The 23,371-nt window shown below is 61.0% G+C and carries 22 protein-coding genes; 14 read left to right on the forward strand and 8 right to left on the reverse strand.

Annotation, left to right across the window (positions count from 1 at the left end):
• Positions 1-9 precede the first annotated feature (9 nt).
• From L6D82_RS02430 to hisC, 7 genes are all read left to right on the forward strand, one after another.
• Positions 10-660: an MlaC/ttg2D family ABC transporter substrate-binding protein gene (locus tag L6D82_RS02430; RefSeq protein ID WP_085698467.1), complete on the forward strand. Its 651-nt coding sequence runs from the start codon at positions 10-12 to the stop codon at positions 658-660.
• On the forward strand, positions 657-962 hold the full coding sequence (locus tag L6D82_RS02435; RefSeq protein ID WP_085698468.1) for an STAS domain-containing protein: 306 nt from the start codon (positions 657-659) through the stop codon (positions 960-962). The genes L6D82_RS02430 and L6D82_RS02435 overlap by 4 nt, the downstream gene beginning before the upstream one ends.
• Positions 963-1,077: 115 nt before the next feature.
• The gene (locus tag L6D82_RS02440) at positions 1,078-1,317 is read left to right on the forward strand and encodes a BolA family protein (RefSeq protein ID WP_039769303.1); all 240 of its coding nucleotides are present in this window, start codon (positions 1,078-1,080) and stop codon (positions 1,315-1,317) included.
• Between the two features lie 22 nt (positions 1,318-1,339).
• Positions 1,340-2,605, forward strand: a complete 1,266-nt coding sequence (gene murA / locus L6D82_RS02445) for a UDP-N-acetylglucosamine 1-carboxyvinyltransferase (protein WP_085746933.1) — start codon at positions 1,340-1,342, stop codon at positions 2,603-2,605.
• Positions 2,606-2,732: 127 nt separating this feature from the next.
• The gene (gene hisG, locus L6D82_RS02450; RefSeq protein WP_007953554.1) at positions 2,733-3,368 is read left to right on the forward strand and encodes an ATP phosphoribosyltransferase; all 636 of its coding nucleotides are present in this window, start codon (positions 2,733-2,735) and stop codon (positions 3,366-3,368) included.
• A gap of 125 nt (positions 3,369-3,493) precedes the next feature.
• Positions 3,494-4,819 carry a histidinol dehydrogenase gene (gene hisD, locus L6D82_RS02455; RefSeq protein WP_007953552.1) on the forward strand — a complete coding sequence of 442 codons (1,326 nt, stop codon included), beginning with the start codon at positions 3,494-3,496 and terminating at the stop codon, positions 4,817-4,819.
• Between the two features lie 2 nt (positions 4,820-4,821).
• Positions 4,822-5,874, forward strand: coding sequence for a histidinol-phosphate transaminase (gene hisC / locus L6D82_RS02460; protein WP_085746936.1), 1,053 nt, complete (start codon positions 4,822-4,824; stop codon positions 5,872-5,874).
• A gap of 48 nt (positions 5,875-5,922) precedes the next feature.
• Here hisC and L6D82_RS02465 read toward each other — a convergent pair whose 3' ends face one another.
• From L6D82_RS02465 to algW, 3 genes are all read right to left on the reverse strand, one after another.
• Positions 5,923-6,642, reverse strand: coding sequence for a DUF4198 domain-containing protein (locus L6D82_RS02465; RefSeq protein WP_236187979.1), 720 nt, complete (start codon positions 6,640-6,642; stop codon positions 5,923-5,925).
• A gap of 12 nt (positions 6,643-6,654) precedes the next feature.
• Positions 6,655-8,760 (reverse strand): TonB-dependent siderophore receptor, encoded by a 2,106-nt coding sequence (locus L6D82_RS02470; RefSeq protein WP_236187982.1) that lies wholly within the window; start codon positions 8,758-8,760, stop codon positions 6,655-6,657.
• 87 nt (positions 8,761-8,847) lie between these two features.
• On the reverse strand, positions 8,848-10,005 hold the full coding sequence (algW, locus tag L6D82_RS02475; RefSeq protein WP_085746938.1) for a Do family serine endopeptidase AlgW: 1,158 nt from the start codon (positions 10,003-10,005) through the stop codon (positions 8,848-8,850).
• Between the two features lie 103 nt (positions 10,006-10,108).
• On the opposite strand from algW, the gene L6D82_RS02480 reads away from it, so the two are divergent.
• From L6D82_RS02480 to cysN, 3 genes are all read left to right on the forward strand, one after another.
• Positions 10,109-10,867 (forward strand): Nif3-like dinuclear metal center hexameric protein, encoded by a 759-nt coding sequence (locus L6D82_RS02480; RefSeq protein WP_085746939.1) that lies wholly within the window; start codon positions 10,109-10,111, stop codon positions 10,865-10,867.
• 148 nt (positions 10,868-11,015) lie between these two features.
• Complete coding sequence (gene cysD, locus L6D82_RS02485) at positions 11,016-11,933, forward strand: sulfate adenylyltransferase subunit CysD (protein WP_007912374.1); 918 nt, start codon at positions 11,016-11,018, stop codon at positions 11,931-11,933.
• Between the two features lie 9 nt (positions 11,934-11,942).
• Positions 11,943-13,841, forward strand: coding sequence for a sulfate adenylyltransferase subunit CysN (gene cysN, locus L6D82_RS02490; RefSeq protein ID WP_085666894.1), 1,899 nt, complete (start codon positions 11,943-11,945; stop codon positions 13,839-13,841).
• A gap of 496 nt (positions 13,842-14,337) precedes the next feature.
• Here the strand turns inward: cysN and L6D82_RS02495 are convergent, their stop codons facing one another.
• From L6D82_RS02495 to L6D82_RS02505, 3 genes are read right to left on the reverse strand one after another with little or no spacing between them, the layout of a single operon-like run.
• Entirely contained in the window at positions 14,338-15,243 is a 906-nt protein-coding gene (locus L6D82_RS02495; protein WP_102686875.1) for an acyltransferase, read from the reverse strand.
• A 4-nt stretch (positions 15,244-15,247) separates the two neighbouring features.
• The gene (gene pta, locus L6D82_RS02500) at positions 15,248-17,347 is read right to left on the reverse strand and encodes a phosphate acetyltransferase (protein WP_007959085.1); all 2,100 of its coding nucleotides are present in this window, start codon (positions 17,345-17,347) and stop codon (positions 15,248-15,250) included.
• A 60-nt stretch (positions 17,348-17,407) separates the two neighbouring features.
• The gene (locus L6D82_RS02505) at positions 17,408-17,746 is read right to left on the reverse strand and encodes a DUF3565 domain-containing protein (RefSeq protein WP_085746941.1); all 339 of its coding nucleotides are present in this window, start codon (positions 17,744-17,746) and stop codon (positions 17,408-17,410) included.
• On the opposite strand from L6D82_RS02505, the gene L6D82_RS02510 reads away from it, so the two are divergent.
• The 3 genes from L6D82_RS02510 (at position 17,715) to L6D82_RS02520 (ending at position 20,066) form a co-directional block, all read left to right on the forward strand.
• Complete coding sequence (locus tag L6D82_RS02510; protein WP_011332490.1) at positions 17,715-18,200, forward strand: FKBP-type peptidyl-prolyl cis-trans isomerase; 486 nt, start codon at positions 17,715-17,717, stop codon at positions 18,198-18,200. The two genes, L6D82_RS02505 and L6D82_RS02510, sit on opposite strands and share 32 nt — an antisense overlap.
• Before the next feature lie 122 nt (positions 18,201-18,322).
• Complete coding sequence (locus tag L6D82_RS02515; RefSeq protein ID WP_007959082.1) at positions 18,323-18,805, forward strand: glutathione peroxidase; 483 nt, start codon at positions 18,323-18,325, stop codon at positions 18,803-18,805.
• A gap of 157 nt (positions 18,806-18,962) precedes the next feature.
• Positions 18,963-20,066 carry an NADH:flavin oxidoreductase gene (locus L6D82_RS02520; protein WP_064600676.1) on the forward strand — a complete coding sequence of 368 codons (1,104 nt, stop codon included), beginning with the start codon at positions 18,963-18,965 and terminating at the stop codon, positions 20,064-20,066.
• Here L6D82_RS02520 and L6D82_RS02525 read toward each other — a convergent pair.
• Together L6D82_RS02525 and cysZ are read right to left on the reverse strand one after the other, a co-directional pair.
• Entirely contained in the window at positions 20,035-21,255 is a 1,221-nt protein-coding gene (locus L6D82_RS02525; protein WP_236187983.1) for a glycosyltransferase family 4 protein, read from the reverse strand. The genes L6D82_RS02520 and L6D82_RS02525 overlap by 32 nt on opposite strands.
• A 36-nt stretch (positions 21,256-21,291) precedes the next feature.
• Positions 21,292-22,044: a sulfate transporter CysZ gene (gene cysZ / locus L6D82_RS02530; protein ID WP_011332493.1), complete on the reverse strand. Its 753-nt coding sequence runs from the start codon at positions 22,042-22,044 to the stop codon at positions 21,292-21,294.
• 310 nt (positions 22,045-22,354) lie between these two features.
• On the opposite strand from cysZ, the gene trxB reads away from it, so the two are divergent.
• On the forward strand, positions 22,355-23,317 hold the full coding sequence (gene trxB, locus L6D82_RS02535; protein WP_039769336.1) for a thioredoxin-disulfide reductase: 963 nt from the start codon (positions 22,355-22,357) through the stop codon (positions 23,315-23,317).
• Positions 23,318-23,371 lie beyond the last annotated feature (54 nt).

The following is a 23,371-nucleotide window of genomic DNA, read 5'->3' on the forward strand; positions in this document are numbered from 1 at the left end:
AGCTTTTGAATGATCTCTACCTTGCGACGTGGCCTGTTGGTGTTGCTTGCGGCACTGCCGCTGGTGGCTAACGCCGTGGCGGTACAATCGGCGCACGATCTGGTTCAGGACACCACGAACCGGATGCTCGCCGATCTGTCGGCCAATAAAGAGAAGTACAAGCAGGATCCGCAGGACTTCTACACCGCGTTGAACACCATCGTCGGGCCGGTCGTGGATGCCGAGGGCATTTCCAAGAGCATCATGACGGTCAAGTATTCGCGCAAGGCAACCCCGGCGCAGATGAAGACCTTCGAGGAAAACTTCAAGCGCGGCCTGTTCCAGTTCTACGGCAACGCCTTGCTCGAGTACAACAACCAGGGCATCACCGTCGATGCACCCAAGGATGAGTCGGGCGATCGCACCAGCGTCGGCATGACCGTCAAGGGCAACAACGGCGCGATTTATCCGGTGTCGTACACCCTCGAGAAGATCAACGGCGAGTGGAAACTGCGTAACGTGATCATCAACGGCATCAACATCGGCAAACTGTTCCGTGACCAGTTCGCCGACGCGATGCAGCGCAACGGCAACGACCTGGACAAGACCATCAACGGCTGGGCCGGTGAAGTCGCCAAGGCCAAGCAGTCGGCCGAGCAGAACGAGAAGCCAGCCCAATGACCGAGTCGGCCATTCGTCTGGACGAAGCCAGTGAGCTGCAGCTCAGCGGCGTGCTGGATTATCGCACCGCCCCTGACCTGCGCGAGCAGGGCAGGGCGCTGATCAAGTCGTGCAATGCCCCGGCATTGGTGATCGATTGCTCGGCGGTGGAGAAGTCCAGCAGCGTCGGTCTGTCGCTGCTGCTGTGCTTCATTCGCGATGCCAAGGCCGCCGGCAAGGCGGTCAGCATCCGCGGGATGCCCGAAGACATGCGTGAAATTGCTCAGGTCAGCGAACTGACTGAGCTGTTGGCGCAACCCTGAACCCGCATCAATAGAGAAGCCCCCCGTCAGAGTCCTGCGCAGCGGGGTTCGCAGGCGCGGGGCTTTTTTGTATGATGTCCGACCCGTGCGCACAGGGCGCCGATTGAGGTTGAGCATGCAGGCCGTAGAAGTGAAGAGCTTCCTTGAAGGAAAGCTGCCAGGAACGCTGGTGGAAGTTGAAGGCGAAGGCTGCAACTTCCAGCTGAACGTGATTAGTGATGAACTGGCGGCGTTGAGCCCGGTCAAGCGTCAGCAAAGCATCTATGCCCATTTGAACCCTTGGATCGCCGATGGCAGCATCCACGCGGTCACTATGAAATTTTTCAGCAGCGCGGCCTGGGCCGAGCGCACCTGAGCCCTAGGGCGTCGAGATTCTTATGGATAAATTGATTATTACCGGTGGCGCTCGTCTTGATGGCGAGATCCGCATCTCCGGGGCGAAGAACTCCGCCCTGCCAATCCTGGCCGCCACCCTGCTGTGCGATGGCCCGGTTACCGTTGGCAACCTGCCGCACCTGCACGACATCACCACCATGATCGAGCTGTTCGGTCGCATGGGCATCGAGCCTGTGATCGACGAAAAGCTCAGCGTCGAAATCGACCCGCGCACCATCAAGACCCTGATCGCTCCGTACGAACTGGTGAAAACCATGCGTGCCTCGATCCTGGTGCTGGGCCCGATGGTCGCACGTTTTGGTGAAGCCGAAGTCGCACTGCCTGGTGGCTGCGCCATCGGCTCGCGTCCGGTCGACCTGCACATCCGAGGTCTGGAAGCCATGGGCGCGGTCATCGACGTCGAAGGCGGCTACATCAAGGCCAAGGCCCCTGAAGGCGGCCTGCGCGGCGCGCACTTCTTCTTCGATACCGTCAGCGTGACCGGTACCGAAAACATCATGATGGCTGCTGCTCTGGCCAAGGGCCGCAGCGTACTGCAGAACGCCGCTCGCGAACCTGAAGTGGTCGACCTGGCGAACTTCCTGAACGCCATGGGCGCCAAGGTATCCGGTGCCGGCACCGACACCATCACCATCGACGGCGTCGAGCGTCTGGGTTCGACTTTCTACAAAGTCATGCCTGACCGTATCGAGACCGGCACCTATCTGGTAGCCGCTGCAGTCACCGGTGGTCGCGTGAAGGTCAAGGACACCGATCCAACCATTCTCGAAGCGGTTCTGGAAAAGCTGCGTGAAGCCGGCGCCGAAATCACCAGCGGCGAAGACTGGATCGAGCTGAACATGCACGGCAAGCGTCCGAAAGCGGTCAACGTGCGCACCGCGCCGTACCCGGCGTTCCCGACCGACATGCAGGCGCAGTTCATCTCGCTCAACGCCATTGCCGAAGGCACCGGTGCGGTCATCGAGACGATCTTCGAAAACCGTTTCATGCACGTGTACGAATTGCATCGCATGGGCGCCAAGATCCAGGTCGAAGGCAACACGGCCATCGTCACCGGCACTGAAATTCTCAAGGGCGCGCCGGTCATGGCTACCGACCTGCGTGCTTCGGCCAGCCTGGTAATTTCGGCCCTGATGGCCGAAGGCGATACCCTGATCGACCGCATCTACCACATCGACCGTGGTTACGAGTGCATCGAGGAAAAACTGCAGATGCTGGGCGCCAAGATCCGTCGCGTTCCGGGCTAGTCGCTGCATCTGGACACAGGGAAGTGTCCGTTGAATTCGTTTTGATCGGGGGTGGTAACGCCCTCGATGTATGTCCGGCGCCGATTGCGACCGGACATGAGTACCTTGATAAGGACTGACGTTTCCCATGTTGACCATCGCACTGTCCAAGGGCCGCATCCTTGACGACACCCTGCCGCTTCTCGCCGAAGCGGGCATCGTGCCGACCGAGAATCCGGACAAGAGCCGCAAGCTGATCATCCCCACGACCCAGGAAGACGTTCGCCTGTTGATCGTGCGTGCCACCGACGTGCCGACCTATGTCGAGCATGGCGCGGCCGACCTCGGCGTTGCCGGTAAAGACGTGCTGATGGAATACACCGGCCAAGGCCTGTACGAGCCGCTGGATCTGCAGATTGCCCAGTGCAAGCTGATGACCGCCGGCAAGGTCGGCGCGGTCGAGCCCAAGGGCCGCCTGCGCGTCGCCACCAAATTCGTCAACGTCGCCAAGCGTTACTACGCCGAGCAGGGTCGTCAGGTCGACATCATCAAGCTGTACGGCTCGATGGAACTGGCACCGCTGATCGGTCTGGCCGACAAGATCATCGACGTGGTCGACACCGGCAACACCCTGCGTGCCAATGGCCTGGAACCTCAGGAACTGATCGCCACGATCAGCTCTCGTCTGGTGGTCAATAAAGCTTCGATGAAAATGCAACACGCCCGAATCCAGGCGTTGATCGACACCCTGCGCAAGGCAGTGGAGTCTCGACACCGCGGCTGATGTACCTGCGCGACGTTAAGTCGCGCCCGTCTATCCGCCTCATAGCCAGAATCTCAGGTGCCCAAGCGGAAACGACTGCTAAGTTAGGGCGCCTGAGTTTTTGCCATTCCTATGAGGCTCTCGCTATGACCGCACCGACTGCAATTCGCCGACTCAACGCTGCTGACCCGGATTTCGCGCATCATCTGGATCATCTGCTGAGCTGGGAAAGTGTGTCTGACGACTCGGTCAATCAGCGGGTGCTGGACATCATCAAGGCTGTACGCGAGCGCGGTGACGCGGCACTGGTCGAGTTCACCCAGAAATTCGACGGCCTCGAAGTCGCTTCGATGGCGGACCTGATCCTGCCGCGCGAGCGTCTGGAACTGGCCCTGACCCGCATCACTGTCCCGCAACGCGAAGCGCTGGAAAAAGCCGCCGCCCGCGTGCGCAGCTATCACGAAAAACAGAAGCAGGACTCCTGGAGCTACACCGAAGCCGACGGCACGGTGCTGGGCCAGAAAGTCACGCCACTGGATCGCGCCGGTCTGTACGTGCCGGGCGGCAAGGCGTCGTACCCGTCGTCGGTGTTGATGAACGCGATTCCGGCCAAGGTCGCCGGCGTGACCGAAGTGGTCATGGTGGTGCCGACCCCGCGCGGTGAGGTCAACGAGCTGGTGCTGGCGGCGGCGTGCATCGCCGGCGTCGACCGGGTGTTCACCATCGGTGGCGCGCAAGCCGTTGCCGCATTGGCCTATGGCACCGAAAGCGTGCCGCAGGTGGACAAGGTCGTCGGCCCGGGCAATATCTACGTCGCCACGGCCAAGCGTCACGTATTCGGTCAGGTCGGCATCGACATGATCGCCGGCCCGTCGGAAATCCTCGTGGTGTGCGACGGCCAGACCGATCCGGACTGGATCGCCATGGACCTGTTCTCCCAGGCCGAGCACGACGAAGACGCCCAGGCGATTCTGGTCAGCCCGGACGCAGAGTTCCTCGACAAGGTCGCCGCCAGCATCGACAAACTGCTGCCGACCATGGATCGCGCGACCATCATCGAAACCTCGATCAACGGCCGTGGTGCCCTGATTCACGTGCGCGACATGGCCCAGGCCATCGAAGTTGCCAACCGCATCGCGCCGGAACACCTTGAACTGTCGGTCGCAGACCCGCAGGCCTGGCTGCCGCAGATCCGCCACGCCGGCGCGATCTTCATGGGCCGCCACACCTCCGAAGCGCTGGGCGACTACTGCGCAGGTCCGAACCACGTGTTGCCGACCTCCGGCACCGCGCGTTTCTCCTCGCCGCTGGGCGTGTATGACTTCCAGAAGCGTTCTTCGATCATCTTCTGCTCCGAGGCCGGTGCTTCGGAACTCGGCAAGACCGCATCGATCCTGGCCCGTGGCGAATCGCTGAGCGCCCACGCGCGCAGCGCCGAATACCGCATCAAAGACGAAGTGAAGGGGAACTGAACATGAGCAAATTCTGGAGCCCGTTCGTCAAGGATCTGGTGCCGTATGTGCCGGGCGAGCAGCCGAAGCTGACCCGTCTGGTCAAACTCAACACCAACGAAAACCCGTACGGCCCGTCGCCAAAAGCCCTGGCGGCGATGCAGACCGAACTCAACGACAACCTGCGTCTGTACCCGGACCCGAACAGCGATCTGCTGAAAAACGCCGTCGCCAAGTACTACGGCGTGCAGAGCAATCAAGTGTTCCTCGGCAACGGTTCGGACGAAGTGCTGGCGCACATCTTCCACGGTCTGCTGCAGCACGATCAGCCGATCCTGTTCCCGGACATCAGCTACAGCTTCTATCCGGTCTATTGCGGCCTTTACGGCGTCAAGTTCGACGCGGTGCCGCTGGATGCGCAGTTCCAGATCAACCCGGCGAACTACGCCAAGCCGAACGGCGGGATCATCTTCCCCAACCCGAACGCGCCTACCGGTTGCCTGCTGGCGCTGGAAGCGGTCGAGCAGATCCTCAAGGCCAGCCCGGATTCGGTGGTGGTGGTCGACGAGGCCTACATCGACTTCGGCGGCGAAACCGCGATCAGCCTGGTGGATCGCTATCCGAACCTGCTGGTGACCCAGACCCTGTCCAAGTCCCGTTCGCTCGCGGGCCTGCGGGTCGGTCTGGCGGTCGGCCATCCGGACCTGATCGAGGCGCTGGAGCGGATCAAGAACAGCTTCAACTCCTACCCGATCGATCGCATGGCAAATGTCGGTGCGGCGGCGGCGTTCGAGGATCGCGAATACTTCGACAAGACCTGCGCATTGGTCATCGAGAGTCGCGAGTGGGTGGTTGCGCAGTTGCAGGCCAAGGGCTTTGAAGTGCTGCCGTCAGCGGCGAACTTCATCTTCGCCCGGCATCCGCAACACGATGCGGCGGGGCTGGCGGCCAAACTGCGTGAGCAGGGCGTGATCGTGCGCCACTTCAAGCAGGAGCGGATTGCCCAGTTCCTGCGGATCTCGATCGGCACGCCGGAGCAGAATCAGGCGTTGATCGACGGTCTGGGCGAACTCTGAAACGACGCTGATCCCTGTGGGTTTCGTCCCACAGGGATCAGGGTTGGTTCATTCGTGATGCGGTTCGCCCAGGAACGTCAACGAACTGAATAACCCCCGACTGCTCACCTCTGCATTGTCCTTCACCGGCACCTCCATCTGCGCCGCAATCACATTCAATCCCTCGTTACGCACCAGCACCTGAGCGCGGCCGTCCTTGTCGGTTTCAGTGCTCAAGGTATTCGGCGCGCTGCGGTAGTCACCGATCAACTTCACGCCCGCTGCCGGTTTGCCATCCAGCAACACCCGTACCGGCAATGATTTCCCTGGGCCGACGGTCAGAGGATCGACCTCCGGCAAAATCAGCAATTTGATCTGATTGAGTTTGGGCAGCTTCGCTCCCGGCTGATAAATCGCCAGGCTGTACTTGAGGGTCTCGGTCGACTCGATGGCGCCCGGTACCTTGCTGCGTCCCTCATTGATCCATTTCTTGTCGGCGGTTTGCGACCACATGCCGTTGTTCAGGGCCACGGCCATTACCGCCGGCGGTTTCAGCGGTTGCAGTCGCGCATGATCGGTCAGGCGTTGCACGTTGACCGGGATCATCTTGCCGCTGACGTCATATGCCCATGCACCGCTGATTTTCTGCGCTTTGAAAGCGTTGTCTTCTGCGCCGTGGCCGTAGATCACTTCGATATTGCCGCGTCGTTGTTCGGTCCACAGACCATGCGCTGATGCTTGGCCAGCGAACAGCGCAGCGATGATCAATAAGAGTTTGCCGTAATGCATGGTGACGTCCTTTTACAGGTTGAATGTCAGGCTGACCGTGAAATTGCGCGGCTCGCCGGGGTTGACCCAATAGTTGCTGTACGAGCGCTCGTAGTACTTTTCGTCGAACAGGTTGTTCAGGTTCAGGCCGAGAGTGACGGTGTCGCTGGCCTTGTAATGGGCCAGCAGGTCGACGGTGTGATAGGCCGGCAGCTCGAAATCGCTGCCGGACTCACCTGAGCGGTCACCGACGTAAGTGAACGCCGCGCCGATATCCGAGCCGCGCAAGCGACCGTCCTGAAACTCGTAGACACCCAGCACGCTGCCGCTGCGTTTGGCGACCCCGAGGATGCGGCTACCGGCGGGGATCGCGGCATCCCCCTTGGTCACTTCGGCGTCGATCCAGGCGAAGGCGCCGATCACCCTGACGGCGTCGGTGACTTGCCCGGTGACCTGCAGATCGAAACCCCGGCTGCGGGCCTTGCCCATGGCGCGGCTGGTATCGGTGCCCGGGTCGAGGGCGAGGACGTTTTCCTTGTCGATATGGAAGAAGGCGAGGGTGCTGCTTAAACGTTCGTCGAACAGCTCGTTCTTGATCCCGATTTCGTAACCCACGCCTTCTTCCGGATCGAAGGATTTGCCAGCCGCATCGAGGCCGTTGTTCGGTTTGAATGAGGTCGAGGCGTTGGCGAACAGGCCGGTGTCCGGTGTCAGTTGATAGAGCAGGCCGGCACGTTGGGTGAGCGCGTTGTGGGTCTGGCGGCTGGTGGTGTTGCGGCTGTGGTCATCGATGGTTTGCTCGAAGTGCTCGAATCGCGCCCCGATCATCCCGCGCAGTTTTTCGCTGAAGACGATTTGATCCTGCAGGTTCAGCGCATGGCTTTCGACGTGTTCGAAGAAGTCAGTACCAGAGCGTGTGCCGTTGGGTTTGGGCTGGCCGTACACCGGGTTATAGATATCGATGGCGTAAGGCCCGCCGGCGATGGTGGTGACGCGCTCGTTCTTGCGGAAGTTCTCGTACTCGCTGCCGATCAGCAGTTCGTGCTGCCAGGTGCCGAGGTCGAACAGACCGCGCAGTTCCAGTTGGGTGATGCTGTCGTGCCAGTTGGTATCGCGTTCGCGATAGCGGCGGTTGACGGTGTGGCCATCGGCATCCAAGGGACGGTTTTCGGAGGCGAAACCCCAGAGTTTGCCTTCCTTGTAATGGCTGGCCAGGCGCAGTTTCCAGGCATCGTTGAGGTGGTGCTCAAGTGTGGCTTGCAGTCTGTTGTTGTGGTTGTCGATGTTGCCGTCGTTCGGCTCACCCAGGAATGTCGAGCGCGAGACGCCGCTCCATTTATTGTTTGGCGCAACGATGCCGCGGTCGAAGGTCGAGCTATGACGCACGAATTCGCTCTCCACCAGCAGGCTGGTGTCCGGGTTCAACTGCCAACTGAAAGAGGGGGCAACGAATACACGTTTACTGTCGACGTGGTCGCGAAAACTGTTGTTGTCCTCGACTGCGAGGTTGATCCGCGACAGCACATCACCCTGATCATCCAGCGGCGTGTTGACGTCCAGCGCGGTGCGATAGCGATCCCAACTGCCAGCGCTGGTTTGCAGGGTGGTGAAGGGCTCGGGCTGCGGTTTTTTGGTGACGATGTTTACCGTGCCACCCGGATCACCTCGGCCATACAGGCTGGCGGCCGGTCCTTTTAGCACTTCGATGCGCTCGATGTTGGCGGCGTCCGGTGTGCTCGGATAACCACGGTTGGCGCTGAAGCCGTCCTGGTAAAACTCAGAGGTGGTGAAGCCGCGCACGCTGTATTCGTAAAGCGTCAGGCCACCGAAGTTGTTTTGCTTCGACACGCCACCGGTGAAATCCAGCGCGCGTTCTACGCTGGTGCTGCCCAGATCCTTGAGCACGCTGGCGGGCACCACGCTGATGGCCTGCGGAATATCGCGGATCGCGGTGTCGGTTTTGGTGGCGCTGGACGAGCGGGTAGCGCGATAGCCTTCGACCGGGCCGGCAGGGGATTCGTAATCGGAGATGACGCTGATGGCGTCGAGTTCAAGCGTTTGCGGTTCATCGGCAAACGCAGGATCGCCCAGCAGGCCAAGGGTAAGGCCGAGGAGGGAGGCCTTTTTTCGAGACGACATGTTATGTTGTTCCAATGTGCTAATTGAAACAATATAACATGACTGTTGAGAATGTCTGTTATTCGCGTCAGTGACGCGAACAAAGTCTTACTCTTCTTTTTCCTTCACCGGCGCCGGCGGCGGACGCAGACCGATTTCAGCCGTGAGCTTGATCTCCTTGCCATTGCGCATCACCTGAATCGTGACCTTGTCGGTCGGCTTGATCCGCGCCACCTGGTTCATCGATTTGCGGCCATCACCGGCCGGTTCGCCGTCAATGCTCAGGATCACGTCACCCAGTTGCAGACCGGCCTTCTGGGCCGGGCCGTCGCGGAAAATCCCCGCCACCACGATTCCCGGACGCCCGGACAGGCCAAACGACTCGGCCAGTTCCTGGGTCAGCGGTTGCACTTCAATGCCCAGCCAGCCGCGAATCACCTGACCGTGCTCGATGATCGACTTCATCACTTCCATCGCCAGTTTCACCGGGATCGCGAAGCCGATGCCTTGCGAGCCGCCGGACTTGGAGAAGATCGCGGTGTTGATGCCGGTGAGGTTGCCGTTGGCGTCGACCAGCGCACCGCCGGAGTTGCCCGGGTTGATCGCCGCGTCGGTCTGGATGAAGTCTTCGTAGTTGTTCAGGCCCAACTGGTTGCGGCCGGTGGCGCTGATGATGCCCATGGTCACGGTCTGGCCGACGCCGAACGGGTTACCGATGGCCAGTGCGACGTCGCCGATGCGGATGTTGTCGGAACGGCCGACGGTGATCGATGGCAGGGTTTTCAGGTCGATCTTCAGGACCGCGAGGTCGGTTTCCGGGTCGCTGCCGATCACTCGGGCCAGGGTTTCGCGACCGTCCTTGAGCGCCACGACGATCTGGTCGGCGCCGCTGGTGACGTGGTTGTTGGTCAGGATGTAGCCTTCCGGGCTCATGATCACGCCGGAGCCGAGGCTCGATTCCATGCGCTTCTGCTTCGGCGAATTGTCACCGAAGAAACGGCGGAACTGCGGGTCTTCGAACAGCGGATGGCTTGGCTTGTTGATGACTTTGGTGGTGTAGAGGTTCACCACCGACGGCGCGGCGATGGTCACCGCGTCGGCATAGGACACCGGCCCCTGCTGCACGCTGGTGGTCTGCGGGGCCTGTTGCAGGTTGACGTCGAGGCTCGGAAGCCCGACCCACTGCGGGTAACGCTGAATAATCAACAGAGCGATAAGCACGCCGGCCAACAGCGGCCAGCCGAAAAAACGCAGCGCCTTGAGCATTAAGCACGTCCTGGAAAAGTTGCAGGCGGGGTCAGACCGCCCATAATGTCGCGCATTATACGAGGCCGCGCGTGCCTCTGAACGGGATATTTAGGAGTCTTTCATGGCCGTCGCCCTGAGCACCCTGGTCGAAGAAGCCGACCGTTACCTCGGCAGTGCGAAAATTGCCGATTATTGCCCCAACGGCCTGCAGGTCGAGGGCCGTCCGCAGGTGATGCGCATCGTCAGCGGCGTCACTGCCAGTCAGGCGCTGCTCGATGCCGCCGTCGAGGCCGAAGCCGATCTGGTGCTGGTGCATCACGGTTATTTCTGGAAGGGCGAGAACCCGTGCATCACCGGCATGAAGCAGCGCCGACTGAAGACGCTGCTCAAGCACGACATCAGTCTGCTCGGTTATCACCTGCCGCTGGATCTGCACCCGGACGTCGGCAACAACGTGCAATTGGCCCGTCAGCTGGACATCACCGTCGAGGGGCCACTGGATCCGGACAACCTGAAGATCGTCGGTCTGGTCGGTTCGCTGAGCGAGCCGATGACCCCGCGTGACTTCGCCCGCAAAGTGCAGGAAGTCATGGGCCGCGAGCCGCTGCTGGTCGAAGGCAGCGCGATGATCCGTCGGGTCGGCTGGTGCACTGGCGGCGGCCAGGGTTACATCGACAACGCCATCGCCGCCGGCGTCGATCTGTTCATCAGCGGTGAAGCCTCCGAGCAGACATTCCACAGCGCCCGGGAAAACGACATCAGCTTCATCGCCGCCGGCCACCACGCCACCGAACGCTACGGCGTGCAGGCGCTGGGCGACTATCTGGCGAAGCGTTTCGCCCTCGAGCACATCTTCATCGACTGCCCGAATCCGATCTGACTTTTGCCTGAAAGCACCCGAACGGGCGGGCATATTCATATACCCTTTCGATCTAGTTGGCGTCCTGATTAGAAGAGGTCGCTGTGCTAGGATTCCTCGCTCGAACACGGCCCGCTGGCCGTTCATAAGAAAGCTTTCGTGAGTAGCCATGGTCGACAAACTGACGCATCTGAAACAGCTGGAGGCGGAAAGCATCCACATCATCCGCGAGGTGGCCGCCGAGTTCGACAACCCGGTGATGCTGTACTCCATCGGTAAAGACTCCGCCGTGATGCTGCATCTGGCACGCAAGGCGTTCTTCCCGGGCAAACTGCCGTTTCCGGTGATGCACGTCGACACCCGCTGGAAATTCCAGGAAATGTACAAGTTCCGCGACAAGATGGTCGAAGAGCTTGGCCTGGACCTCATCACTCACATCAACCCCGATGGCGTGGCGCAGAACATCAACCCGTTCACCCACGGCAGCGCCAAGCACACCGACATCATGAAAACCGAGGGCCTGAAGCAGGCACTCGACAAGCATGGTTTCGACGCCGCTTTCGGCGGTGCCCGTCGCGATGAAGAGAAGTCCCGCGCCAAGGAGCGCGTCTACTCGTTCCGTGACAGCAAACACCGCTGGGACCCGAAGAACCAGCGTCCCGAGCTGTGGAACGTCTACAACGGCAAGGTCAACAAGGGCGAATCCATTCGTGTGTTCCCGCTGTCGAACTGGACCGAACTGGACATCTGGCAGTACATCTACCTCGAAGGCATCCCGATCGTACCGCTGTACTTTGCGGCAGAGCGCGAAGTGATCGAGAAGAACGGCACGCTGATCATGATCGACGACGAGCGCATCCTCGAGCACCTGTCCGACGAGGACAAGGCGCGCATCGTCAAAAAGAAAGTGCGTTTCCGTACCCTTGGCTGCTACCCGTTGACGGGCGCGGTGGAGTCCGAGGCCGAAAGCCTGACGGACATCATTCAGGAAATGCTCCTGACGCGAACTTCCGAGCGCCAGGGCCGGGTCATCGACCACGATGGCGCAGGCTCGATGGAAGACAAGAAACGTCAGGGTTATTTCTAAGGGGTTGTCATGTCGCACGCATCTGATTTGATCAGCGAGGACATCCTCGCCTACCTGGGCCAGCACGAACGTAAAGAGCTGCTGCGCTTTTTGACCTGCGGTAACGTCGATGACGGCAAGAGCACCCTGATCGGGCGCCTGCTGCACGACTCGAAGATGATCTACGAAGATCACCTTGAAGCCATCACCCGCGATTCGAAGAAAGTCGGCACCACCGGTGACGACATCGACCTGGCATTGCTGGTCGACGGCCTGCAGGCCGAGCGTGAGCAGGGCATCACCATCGATGTCGCCTACCGCTATTTCTCCACCGCCAAGCGCAAATTCATCATCGCCGACACCCCCGGCCATGAGCAGTACACCCGCAACATGGCCACCGGTGCGTCCACCTGTGACCTGGCGATCATCCTGGTCGACGCCCGTTACGGCGTGCAGACCCAGACCCGTCGCCACAGCTTCATTGCCTCGTTGCTGGGCATCAAGCACATCGTCGTCGCCATCAACAAGATGGACCTCAAGGGCTTCGATCAGGGCGTGTTCGAGTCGATCAAGGCCGACTACCTGAAGTTCGCCGAAGGCTTGAAGATGAAGCCGACGAGCATGCACTTCGTGCCGATGTCCGCTCTCAAGGGCGACAACGTGGTGAACAAGTCCGAGCGTTCGCCGTGGTACACCGGCCAGTCGCTGATGGAAATCCTCGAGACCGTGGAAGTGGCGGGTGATCGCAACTTCACCGATCTGCGTTTCCCGGTGCAGTACGTCAACCGTCCGAACCTGAACTTCCGCGGTTTCGCCGGCACCCTCGCCAGCGGCATCGTCAAGAAGGGCGACGAAGTCGTGGTCCTGCCGTCGGGCAAGAGCAGCCGCGTGAAATCCATCGTCACCTTCGAAGGTGAACTGGAACACGCAGGTCCTGGCCAGGCGGTAACGCTGACCATGGAAGACGAAATCGACATCTCCCGTGGCGACCTGCTGGTACACGCCGATAACGTTCCGCCAGTGACCGACAGCTTCGAAGCGATGCTGGTGTGGATGGCTGAAGAGCCGATGCTGCCGGGCAAGAAATACGACATCAAGCGCGCCACCAGTTACGTGCCGGGCTCCATCGCCAGCATCGTCAACAAGGTCGACGTCAACACCCTCGAAGAAGGCCCGGCGAGCGCGTTGCAGCTCAACGAAATCGGCAAGGTGAAGATCGCGCTCGACGCGCCGATCGCCCTCGACGGTTACGACAGCAACCGCACCACCGGCGCGTTTATCGTCATCGACCGTTTGACCAACGGCACTGTAGGCGCCGGTATGATCGTCGCTCAGCCGGTGACCCATGGCACGGCTACGCACCACGGCAAACTGGCCCATGTAGCGACCGAAGAGCGCGCTCAGCGTTTCGGTCAGCAACCGGCCACCGTGCTGTTCAGCGGCCTGTCCGGTGCGGGCAAGAGCACCTTGGCGTATGCGGTCGAGCGCAAGCTGTTCGACCTCGGTCGTGCGGTGTTTGTGCTGGATGGTCAGAATCTGCGTCATGACCTCAATAAGGGGCTGCCGCAGGATCGCGCGGGTCGCACCGAGAACTGGCGTCGTGCCGCGCATGTGGCGCGTCAGTTCAACGAAGCGGGTCTGCTGACGCTTGCGGCGTTTGTGGCGCCGAGTGCTGAAGGTCGTGAGCAGGCGAAGGATCTGATTGGCAAGGAGCGTTTGCTGACGGTTTATGTTCAGGCTTCGCCGACTGTGTGCGCCGAGCGTGATCCGCAAGGTTTGTATGCTGCGGGTGGCGATAACATTCCGGGTGAGTCGTTCCCCTATGACGTGCCGCTGGATGCTGATCTGGTGATCGATACTCAGTCGTTGTCGCTGGATGAAAGTGTGAAGCAGGTGTTGGATCTGTTGCGTAAGCGTGGTGCGATTTAAGCGTTAGCTGCGAATGAAAAAGCCCGCCGATGAGTGATCATTGGCGGGCTTTTTTTTGGGTTGTTTGGGGTGAATATCCGTTTTTTCTGGTGCTGCGGCTGGCGGTTCCGCTCTTACAGCGGGTCACTTTTTCAAACGCCAAAAAGTAACCAAAAGGCTGGGCCCCGGCGTTCGGCACCTCGCTGTGGCTCGGTGTTCCTTCGCTCCGGGATTCATCCGGGGGCATCGCCTACGGTTTGCTTCGCTGCACCTCCTCTCGATGCATGCGGCTGCGCCGCACGGTCGCTGCGCTCCCCCCCCGGATGAATCCCTCCACTCAGCCGGCCGAAGGGGCCGGCACGTCAAGAGCGGTACTCGAGCTAACGCTCATTGTGTTGAGTGGTGTGAGGCGAAAAGCCAAAAACTGAAAGCGAACTGTTTTCCTGTGGGAGCCAGCCTGCTGGCGATGGCGGCCTGACAGACGACCAATTTCTGTCAGGTGTTCCCACAGGGGGGATCAGCGTCGGTTGGGATATTCGCGGTGCATCTGCTCGAGCAGCGCATCCTTGTCTTGCCACAATTGGTTGATCCAGCCCTGGAATTGCAGGCGGTATTCGCCGTCCTGGTCGTAGTTTTTGCCGATGTACTGCGGTGGGATTTTCAGTTCTTCGAAGTGCACTACTACGTCTCGGACGTTGCCGCACAGCAGGTCCCAGAAGCCAGGGCGTCCGCCGGGGTAGTGGATGGTGACGTTGACGATCGATTCCAGTTGTTCGCCCATCGCATCCAGTACGAAGGCAATGCCGCCGGCCTTTGGTTTGAGCAAGTATTTGAACGGTGATTGCTGCTGCGCGTGTTTGCCCTCGGTGAAGCGTGTGCCTTCAACGAAGTTGAAGATGCCTACCGGGTTGTCGCGGAATTTCGCGCAGGTCTTGCGAGTGGTTTCCAGGTCTTTGCCTTTCTTTTCCGGGTGTTTTTCCAGGTACGCCTTCGAATAGCGCTTCATGAACGGGAAGCCCAGTGTCCACCACGCCAGGCCGATGACCGGGACCCAGATCAGTTCCTGTTTGAGGAAGAACTTCAGCGGCTGGATGCGTCGGTTGAGCACGTATTGCAGCACCAGGATGTCGACCCAGCTCTGGTGGTTGCTGGTGATCAGGTACGAGTGCTGGTAGTCCAGGCCTTGCAGGCCGCTGAGGTGCCAGCGGGTGCGGCGGACCAGGTTCATCCAGCCTTTGTTGTTGCTGATCCAGGCTTCGTGGGTGTGGCTCATCAGCCAGCGCGAGGCGCGGCGAGCGAGGTCGAACGGCAGCACTTTGATCAGCGCCACGAGAAACAGGAACGAGCACAGCAGGATCGTGTTCAGCGCCAGCAGCAGCGCGGCGATCACGCCGCGCAGGGTGGCAGGGAGGAAAGCCAGCATCGGGTCAGATATCCAGAGGTCGGTTGGCAGCCTGAATCGCGGTCAGGGCGATGGTGTAGACGATGTCGTCGACCTGCGCGCCGCGCGGCAGATCGTTCACCGGTTTGCGCAGGCCTTGCAGCATCGGGCCGAGGCTGACGCAATCGGCGCTGCGCTGCACGGCTTTGTGGGTGGTGTTGCCGGTGTTGAGGTCGGGGAACACGAACACCGTGGCGCGACCGGCCACCTGGCTGTTCGGCGCCAGTTGCCGGGCCACGGTTTCGTTGGCGGCGGCGTCGTACTGCAACGGCCCGTCAATCAGCAGCGAGTGCTGTTGTTCGTGGGCGAGCAGGGTGGCTTCACGGACCTTCTCGACTTCCTCGCCAGTGGCGGATTCGCCGCTGGAGTAGCTGATCATCGCCACGCGCGGGGTGATGCCAAAGGCGGCGGCCGAGTCGGCGCTTTGCAGGGCGATTTCGGCCAGTTCGCTGGCGCTCGGGTGCGGGTTCATCACGCAGTCGCCGTAGACCAGCACCTCCTCGGGGAACAGCATGAAGAACACCGACGACACCAGCGTACAGCCCGGCGCGGTCTTGATCAGCTGAAGCGCAGGGCGGATGGTGTTGGCGGTGGTGTTGATGATGCCGGAGACCAGGCCGTCGACTTCATCCAGCGCGAGCATCATGGTGCCGATCACCACGGTGTCTTCCAGTTGCTGCTCGGCCATCGGCGCATTGAGGCTTTTGCTCTTGCGCAAGGCGACCATCGGCTCGACGTAGCGCTCGCGGATCAGATCCGGATCGAGAATTTCCAGCCCCGGCGGCAGCACGATGCCCTGGGCCCGGGCGACGGCTTCGACGTCTGCCGGTTTGGCCAGCAGCACGCAACGGGCAATCCCGCGTTCCTGACAGATCGCCGCTGCTTGCACGGTGAACGGCTCGCTGCCTTCGGGCAGAACGATACGTTTGTTGGCGGCCTGCGCGCGTTGAATCAATTGATAGCGGAACACCGCCGGCGACAGGCGCATTTCCCGTGGCGTGCCGCAGCGCTGGTGCAACCAGTTGGCGTCCAGATGGCTGGCGACGAAGTCGGTGATGATCTCCGCGCGTTCGCGGTCATCGACGGGGATTTCCTTGTTCAGGCCGTTGAGCAGGTTGGCGGTGTCGTAGGAGCCGGTGCTCACCGACAGCACCGGCAGACCGGCCTGCAACGCGCCACGGCACAAGTCCATGATGCGCGGATCCGGCAGGGTATCGCTGGTCAGCAGCAGGCCGGCCAGCGGCACGCCGTTGATAGCGGCGAGACTGACGGCGAGGATGATGTCGTCGCGATCGCCGGGGGTCACCACCAGCACGCCGGGCTTGAGCAGGTCCACGGTGTTGCGCATCGTGCGTGCGCAAATGATGGTCTTGGTCATGCGCCGGGTTTCGTAGTCGCCGGCGTTGAGCACCTGGGCGCCCATCAGGTCGGCGACGTCGCGGGTGCGCGGGGCGTTGAGTTCGGGCTGGAACGGAATGCAGCCGAGCAGACGGAAATCACCGGTGCGCAGCAACGGAGAATGCTCTTTCAGACGCGCGGCGAAGGCGTCCATGCTTTCGTCGGTCTTGACCTTGTTGAGGATCACGCCGAGGACTTTCGGGTCTTTCGGTCCACCGAACAGTTGCGCCTGCAACTCGACGCGGCCGGACAGTTCGGTCAGCACTTCGTTTTCCGGGGCCGAGACCAGAATCACCTCGGCATCCAGGCTCTTGGCCAGGTGCAGGTTGACCCGCGCGGCGTAGCTGGCGCTGCGGGTCGGCACCATGCCTTCGACGACCAGCACGTCTTTGCCGATGGCGGCCTGCTGGTAGAGGGTGATGATTTCTTCGAGCAACTCGTCGAGCTGGCCGTCGCCGAGCATCCGCTCGACGTGGGCCAGGCCCAGTGGCTGCGGCGGTTTCAGGCCGTGGGTGCGGGCCACCAGTTCGGTGGAGCGCTCAGGGCCGGTGTCGCCCGGATGCGGCTGGGCGATCGGTTTGAAGAAGCCGACTTTCAGCCCGGCCCGCTCCAGCGTGCGCACCAGCCCGAGGCTGATGGAGGTCAGACCCACACCAAAATCGGTGGGCGCGATAAAAAAAGTTTGCATGCGGATTCTCTAAGGGTGCATGGCAATGGCGATCGCCTCTGTGTGCCGATCTGCCGAATTTCAGTCGCCAAGGTTATCGCTAACCGAGCCTTGAGCGCACCAACCGCAAGCAAAGGGTTGGCCTATTTTTTCAATACGTTGCATTGCGTCCAGCACCCATGCTCTCGACTGCCACGGCGGCTGGTGGCGCAGGTGCTGGGTGTGGCCGCAGGACAGTTCGGCGACCCAGTGGCCGTCCTCGTCCTGATGGAATCCGGTGACGGTCACGGGCGCCAATCGATCCCGTCTGTCCGGGTTCTGTTCGCTTTCGGGCAAATCCTTGTTTAGACTTGTCCGTTCTTCATTCTTATGCAAAAGGTCTCGCCCCATGCTGATCGCCGCCAATAAGGCTGTCTCCATCGACTATACCCTGACCAACGACGCTGGTGAGGTCATCGACAGCTCCGCCGGCGGCGCTCCGCTGGTCTACCTGCATGGCGCAGGCAACATCATCCCGGGTCTGGAAAAAGCCCTGGAAGGTAAAGAAGTCGGTAACGATCTGGAAGTGTCCGTCGAGCCGGAAGATGCCTACGGCGAATACGCCGCTGAATTGGTCAGCACCCTGAGCCGCAGCATGTTCGAAGGCGTTGACGAGCTGGAAGTCGGCATGCAGTTCCACGCTTCGGCGCCGGACGGCCAGATGCAGATCGTCACCATCCGTGACCTGGACGGCGACGACGTCACTGTCGACGGCAACCATCCGCTGGCCGGTCAGCGCCTGAACTTCAAAGTGAAGGTCGTTGCCATCCGTGACGCCAGCCAGGAAGAAATCGCTCATGGTCACGTCCATGGCGAAGGTGGCCATCACCACTGATTTTCTGCGCTAAGCTTCGAGTACTGGAGAGGCGCCCGAGGGCGCCTTTTTAGTCCGCGGCTGTCCTTGGTGGCCTCGCCAAGTGGCTGTTTCGAGTAGAAAACGGGAATCTGGAGTTCGTCATGAGTGCTTTTCACGACCTTAAGTTGACAGCCCTGGATGGTCAGGAGCTACCGCTGGCACCCTTCAAGGGCCAAGTCGTGCTGGTGGTCAACGTCGCCTCCAAATGCGGCTTGACCCCACAGTACGCGGCGCTGGAAAACCTTTATCAGCAATACAAAGGCAAAGGCTTCAGTGTGCTGGGCCTGCCGTGCAACCAGTTTGCCGGTCAGGAACCGGGCAGTGAGCAGGAGATCCAGGAATTCTGCAGCCTCAACTATGGCGTGAGTTTTCCGTTGTCGAAAAAGCTCGAAGTCAACGGTCACGACCGTCATCAGCTCTACCGCCTGCTGGCGGGCGAGGGCGCGGAGTTTCCCGGTGATATCACCTGGAATTTCGAGAAATTCCTGCTCGGCAAGGACGGTCGGGTACTGGCCCGATTCTCGCCGCGCACGGCGCCGGATGATCCTTCGGTGATTACGGCGATTGAAAAAGCCCTGAGCTGAAACACAAAAATCGCAGCCCTCGAGCTGCGATTTTTTTCGCCTGCCTTTTGACCCTTAATCATTCAGATCAATAGTGCTATCGCACGGTTGGAACTCCGCATATTATCGCCGTCATATGAATCGCATGCCCGTCGATCAATTTTTCGTGGAGCCTCCCATGCCCGTGCAAGCCCTGTTCAAACCGTTCCAGCTCGGTGCCCTCGAACTGCCGACCCGCGTGGTCATGGCGCCGATGACCCGTTCGTTTTCTCCAGGCGGTGTGCCCAATTCCAAAGTGATCGAGTACTACCGTCGTCGCGCGGCGGCCGGTGTCGGCCTGATCATCACCGAAGGCACCACCGTCGGCCACCAGGCTTCCAACGGTTACCCGAACGTGCCGCACTTCTACGGTGAAGCCGCGCTGGCCGGCTGGAAGAAAGTCGTGGATGCGGTGCACGCCGAAGGCGGTAAGATTGTTCCGCAACTGTGGCACGTCGGCAATGTGCGCCGTCTGGGCACCGAGCCGGATGCGAGCGTGCCGGGTTACGGCCCGTCGGAAAAACTCAAGGACGGTCAGGTCGTGGTGCACGGCATGACCAAACAGGACATCCAGGATGTAATCGCCGCGTTCGCTCAAGCCGCCAAAGATGCCCAAAGCATCGGCATGGACGGCGTGGAAATCCACGGCGCCCACGGTTACCTGATCGACCAGTTCTTCTGGGAAGGCAGCAACCAGCGCACTGACGAATACGGTGGCAGCCTGGCCAACCGTTCGCGTTTCGCCATTGAGCTGATCCAGGCCGTACGCGCGGCGGTGGGCGAAGGCTTTCCGATCATCTTCCGCTTCTCGCAGTGGAAACAGCAGGACTACACCGCGCGTCTGGTGCAAACCGCCGAAGCGCTGGGTGAATTCCTCAAGCCGTTGTCCGACGCTGGCGTGGACATTTTCCATTGCTCGACGCGCCGTTTCTGGGAGCCGGAATTCGACGGTTCCGACCTGAATCTGGCCGGCTGGACACGCAAGCTGACCGGCAAACCGACCATCACCGTCGGCAGCGTCGGCCTCGATGGCGAGTTCCTGCAGTTCATGGTCAACACCGACAAGGTCGCGCAACCGGCCAGTCTGGAAAAACTGCTGGAGCGTCTGAACAACGACGAGTTCGATCTGGTGGCGGTGGGGCGTGCGCTGCTGGTCGATCCGGACTGGGCGCAGAAAGTGCGCGAAGGCCGCGAGCAGGACATTCTGCCGTTCAGCCGTGAGGCGTTGATGACGCTGGTTTGATCGCCGTGGGCGGCTTGTCGCGCAGGTCGCGGCAAGCCCCCAGCAAATGGTTTTCAAACTGTTCGACGATAGCCGCCCAACCCTGGCGGCTGGCGTGTTGGCGTGCGTTCAGGCGTACGCAGCGCAACCTTTCGTCTTCTTCCAGCAGCCACGCCGCTGCCTCGCAGAACGCCTCTTCATCCCCGGGCATCGCCAGCACGCCGTTGTAGCCATGGCGAATATGCTGGGCCGCCGCGGCCTGATCGTAAGCCACCACCCCAAGGCCTGAGGCCAGCGCTTCCAGCACGACGTTGCCGAAGGTTTCGGTCAGGCTCGGAAACAGAAACACATCCCCCGACGCATAGTGCGCTGCCAGTGCTTCGCCCCGTTGCGAGCCGCAGAAAATCGCCTCGGGCAGTTCCTTCTCCAGTGCCATTCGTTGCGGTCCGTCGCCGACCACGATCAGCTTCAGGTTGCGTTGTGGATACGTGCCGGCGAGCTTTTCGAAACTGCGCTTGAGCAGGCCGAGGTTTTTCTCCGGTGCCAGGCGTCCTACGTGAATGACAGCAATGTCCTGCTCGCCAAGACCCCATTGCTCACGCAAGGCATTCAGGCGTTTGGCCGGGTGAAACAACTGACTGTCGACACCCCGCGACAGCAGCGCCAGGCGTTCGAAGTGCCGACGCTCCAGCTCCAGACGCTGGCTGGCGCTCGGCACTAGGGTCATGGCCGAACGATTGTGAAACCAGCGCAGGTAGTGGGTGAGCAAGCGCGTCAGCAAACCGAGCCCGTACTGTTGGGTGTATTGCTGAAAGTTGGTATGAAAGCCGCTGACCACGGCAATCCCCAGACGCTGTGCCGCGCGCAAAGCCGACAGCCCGAGCGGACCTTCGGTGGCGATATAGAGCACGTCCGGGCGCTGGCGCGTCCAGCGCCGCAGCAACTTGTGCATCGACGACTGGCCCCATTGCAACCCCGGATAACCCGGCAACGGCCAGCCCCGGCACAACAGCAACGAGTCGTCTTCAGTGCGCTGCGGGTCGTCAGCCTGACGCGGTCGCACCAGTTCCACCCGGTGCCCGCGTGCGCGCAAGCCGTCGCACAAGCGGCCAAGGGTATTGGCCACGCCGTTGATTTCCGGTGGGAAGGTTTCGCTGATGAGGGTGATATGTAGAGCTGTCGTCATGACCTCAGTGTCGGCTGAGGCCATGTCGTGGTTGTGACGTTCGGATGATGGATTTGTGACTCAGCGTTGCGTCACCAGATTCTCGGCTCCGCGCTCGCGCACCCAGAACAACGTCGCGCCAGCCACAGCGGCCGGCATCATCAGGATGTTGACCACCGGAATCAACAACACCAGATAAACGATCCCGCCGAAGCTCATGCTCTGCCAGCGCTTCTGCCGCAGCCAGGCGAGCATCTCGTTCCAGCCCAGCTTGTGGTTGTCCGCCGGGTAATCGATGTACTGGATCGCCATCATCCACACCCCGAACAGCAGCCACAGCGGCGCGGCGACGATGTTCACCACCGGGATGAACGAGAGGATGAACAGGCCGATCGCCCGGGGCAGGAAGTAACCGAGCTTGCGCATTTCACGGGCGAGGGTGCGCGGGATCATGGCGATCAGTTCGCCCCAGCTGAAGGCCGGGAAGTCGTCGGTGCCGCGCACTACCACTTCGACTTTTTCCGCGAGGAAACCGTTGAACGGTGCGGCGATCACGTTGGCCAGCATGGTGAAGGTGAAAAACACCATCAACGCCACCAGCACCACAAACAGCGGCCACAGGATGTAGCTGAGGAAACTCAGCCACTCGGGCAGCGACGGCATCAGCGTGTCGACCCACAGGCTGAACTGGTGGCCGGCCAGATAGATCAATCCGACGAACAGCACCAGGTTGATGGCCAGCGGCAGCAGCACGAACAGGCGCAGGCCAGGGCTCAAGACCAGTTTGAGGCCTTCGCGCAGGTATTGCGGGCCGGACAGAACAGGGGCGGGCATAAGGTGCTCCGAGCAAGGGAAAACGCGCCGACCTTACCGACTTTGCAGAACCTGTGAAAGCGCGGCAGCGGGATCGACATTCACTGTAACAAAGACGTCCATCTCGTCAGTGTGTCGGCATAGAGACCACCTATGAGCTGGATTGTTAAACCGTATTTCCTTAATCTTGCCCCCCTCGATACGCTGCACCCAACTTTTTACAGGACTGTCGAGCTCATGCCTTCCCCAAGGTTATCCACAGTCCTTTTTTATTCCCGCCGGCAGTCCGGCGTCCGGCCAGGTGTCTTGGCCGGTCAACAGGAGCAGGTTCATGTCTGAAGTCCGTCATTCGCGAGTGATCATCCTCGGTTCCGGCCCTGCCGGTTACAGCGCTGCCGTCTACGCTGCCCGTGCCAACCTCAAGCCGCTGCTGATCACCGGCATGCAGGCCGGCGGTCAACTGACCACCACCACCGAAGTCGACAACTGGCCGGGCGACGTCCACGGTCTGACCGGCCCGGTGCTGATGGAGCGCATGCGCGAGCACGCCGAGCGTTTTGAAACCGAGATCGTCTTCGATCACATCAACGCCGTGGACTTCGCTTCCAAGCCATACAGCCTGACCGGCGACAGCGGCACCTACACCTGCGACGCGCTGATCATCGCCACCGGCGCCAGCGCTCGTTACCTGGGCCTGCCGTCGGAAGAAGCGTTTATGGGCAAAGGCGTTTCGGCTTGCGCGACCTGCGACGGTTTCTTCTATCGCAACAAGCCAGTGGCCGTGGTCGGTGGCGGCAACACCGCTGTCGAAGAAGCCCTGTACCTGGCCAACATCGCCAGCAAGGTCACCCTGATCCACCGTCGCGAAACCTTTCGCGCCGAGAAGATCCTGATCGACAAGCTCAACGCCCGTGTGGCCGAAGGCAAGATCGAGCTGAAACTGAACGCGACCCTGGACGAAGTGCTGGGCGACAACATGGGCGTGACCGGCGCGCGTCTGAAGAACAACGACGGCAGCTTCGACGAAATCAAGGTCGACGGCGTGTTCATCGCCATCGGCCACACCCCGAACACCTCGCTGTTCGAAGGTCAGCTGGAGCTGAAGGACGGCTACCTCGTGGTTCAGGGCGGCCGTGAAGGCAACGCCACCGCGACCAGCGTCGAAGGCATTTTCGCTGCCGGTGACGTGGCCGACCACGTTTACCGTCAGGCCATCACCTCGGCCGGCGCCGGCTGTATGGCGGCACTGGACACCGAGCGTTACCTGGACGGTCTGCAGAACGCTTCGTTCTAAGAACGCAGGTACAAAAAAACCGGCCAATTGGCCGGTTTTTTCATGCCCATTATT

This window comes from Pseudomonas paraglycinae, from assembly GCF_021601625.1.
In the GTDB taxonomy this organism is placed as follows: Bacteria; Pseudomonadota; Gammaproteobacteria; order Pseudomonadales; family Pseudomonadaceae; genus Aquipseudomonas; species Aquipseudomonas paraglycinae.

Excerpts from the sequence above, each read along its gene's own strand:
- L6D82_RS02430 (WP_085698467.1), top strand. The coding sequence starts at position 10 with ATGATCTCTACCTTGCGACGTGGCCTGTTGGTGTTGCTTGCGGCACTG.
- L6D82_RS02435 (WP_085698468.1), top strand. The coding sequence starts at position 657 with ATGACCGAGTCGGCCATTCGTCTGGACGAAGCCAGTGAGCTGCAGCTC.
- L6D82_RS02440 (WP_039769303.1), top strand. The coding sequence starts at position 1,078 with ATGCAGGCCGTAGAAGTGAAGAGCTTCCTTGAAGGAAAGCTGCCAGGA.
- murA (WP_085746933.1), top strand. The coding sequence starts at position 1,340 with ATGGATAAATTGATTATTACCGGTGGCGCTCGTCTTGATGGCGAGATC.
- hisG (WP_007953554.1), top strand. The coding sequence starts at position 2,733 with ATGTTGACCATCGCACTGTCCAAGGGCCGCATCCTTGACGACACCCTG.
- hisD (WP_007953552.1), top strand. The coding sequence starts at position 3,494 with ATGACCGCACCGACTGCAATTCGCCGACTCAACGCTGCTGACCCGGAT.
- hisC (WP_085746936.1), top strand. The coding sequence starts at position 4,822 with ATGAGCAAATTCTGGAGCCCGTTCGTCAAGGATCTGGTGCCGTATGTG.
- L6D82_RS02465 (WP_236187979.1), bottom strand. The coding sequence starts at position 6,642 with ATGCATTACGGCAAACTCTTATTGATCATCGCTGCGCTGTTCGCTGGC.
- L6D82_RS02470 (WP_236187982.1), bottom strand. The coding sequence starts at position 8,760 with ATGTCGTCTCGAAAAAAGGCCTCCCTCCTCGGCCTTACCCTTGGCCTG.
- algW (WP_085746938.1), bottom strand. The coding sequence starts at position 10,005 with ATGCTCAAGGCGCTGCGTTTTTTCGGCTGGCCGCTGTTGGCCGGCGTG.
- L6D82_RS02480 (WP_085746939.1), top strand. The coding sequence starts at position 10,109 with ATGGCCGTCGCCCTGAGCACCCTGGTCGAAGAAGCCGACCGTTACCTC.
- cysD (WP_007912374.1), top strand. The coding sequence starts at position 11,016 with ATGGTCGACAAACTGACGCATCTGAAACAGCTGGAGGCGGAAAGCATC.
- cysN (WP_085666894.1), top strand. The coding sequence starts at position 11,943 with ATGTCGCACGCATCTGATTTGATCAGCGAGGACATCCTCGCCTACCTG.
- L6D82_RS02495 (WP_102686875.1), bottom strand. The coding sequence starts at position 15,243 with ATGCTGGCTTTCCTCCCTGCCACCCTGCGCGGCGTGATCGCCGCGCTG.
- pta (WP_007959085.1), bottom strand. The coding sequence starts at position 17,347 with ATGCAAACTTTTTTTATCGCGCCCACCGATTTTGGTGTGGGTCTGACC.
- L6D82_RS02510 (WP_011332490.1), top strand. The coding sequence starts at position 17,715 with ATGCTGATCGCCGCCAATAAGGCTGTCTCCATCGACTATACCCTGACC.
- L6D82_RS02505 (WP_085746941.1), bottom strand. The coding sequence starts at position 17,746 with ATGGAGACAGCCTTATTGGCGGCGATCAGCATGGGGCGAGACCTTTTG.
- L6D82_RS02515 (WP_007959082.1), top strand. The coding sequence starts at position 18,323 with ATGAGTGCTTTTCACGACCTTAAGTTGACAGCCCTGGATGGTCAGGAG.
- L6D82_RS02520 (WP_064600676.1), top strand. The coding sequence starts at position 18,963 with ATGCCCGTGCAAGCCCTGTTCAAACCGTTCCAGCTCGGTGCCCTCGAA.
- L6D82_RS02525 (WP_236187983.1), bottom strand. The coding sequence starts at position 21,255 with ATGGCCTCAGCCGACACTGAGGTCATGACGACAGCTCTACATATCACC.
- cysZ (WP_011332493.1), bottom strand. The coding sequence starts at position 22,044 with ATGCCCGCCCCTGTTCTGTCCGGCCCGCAATACCTGCGCGAAGGCCTC.
- trxB (WP_039769336.1), top strand. The coding sequence starts at position 22,355 with ATGTCTGAAGTCCGTCATTCGCGAGTGATCATCCTCGGTTCCGGCCCT.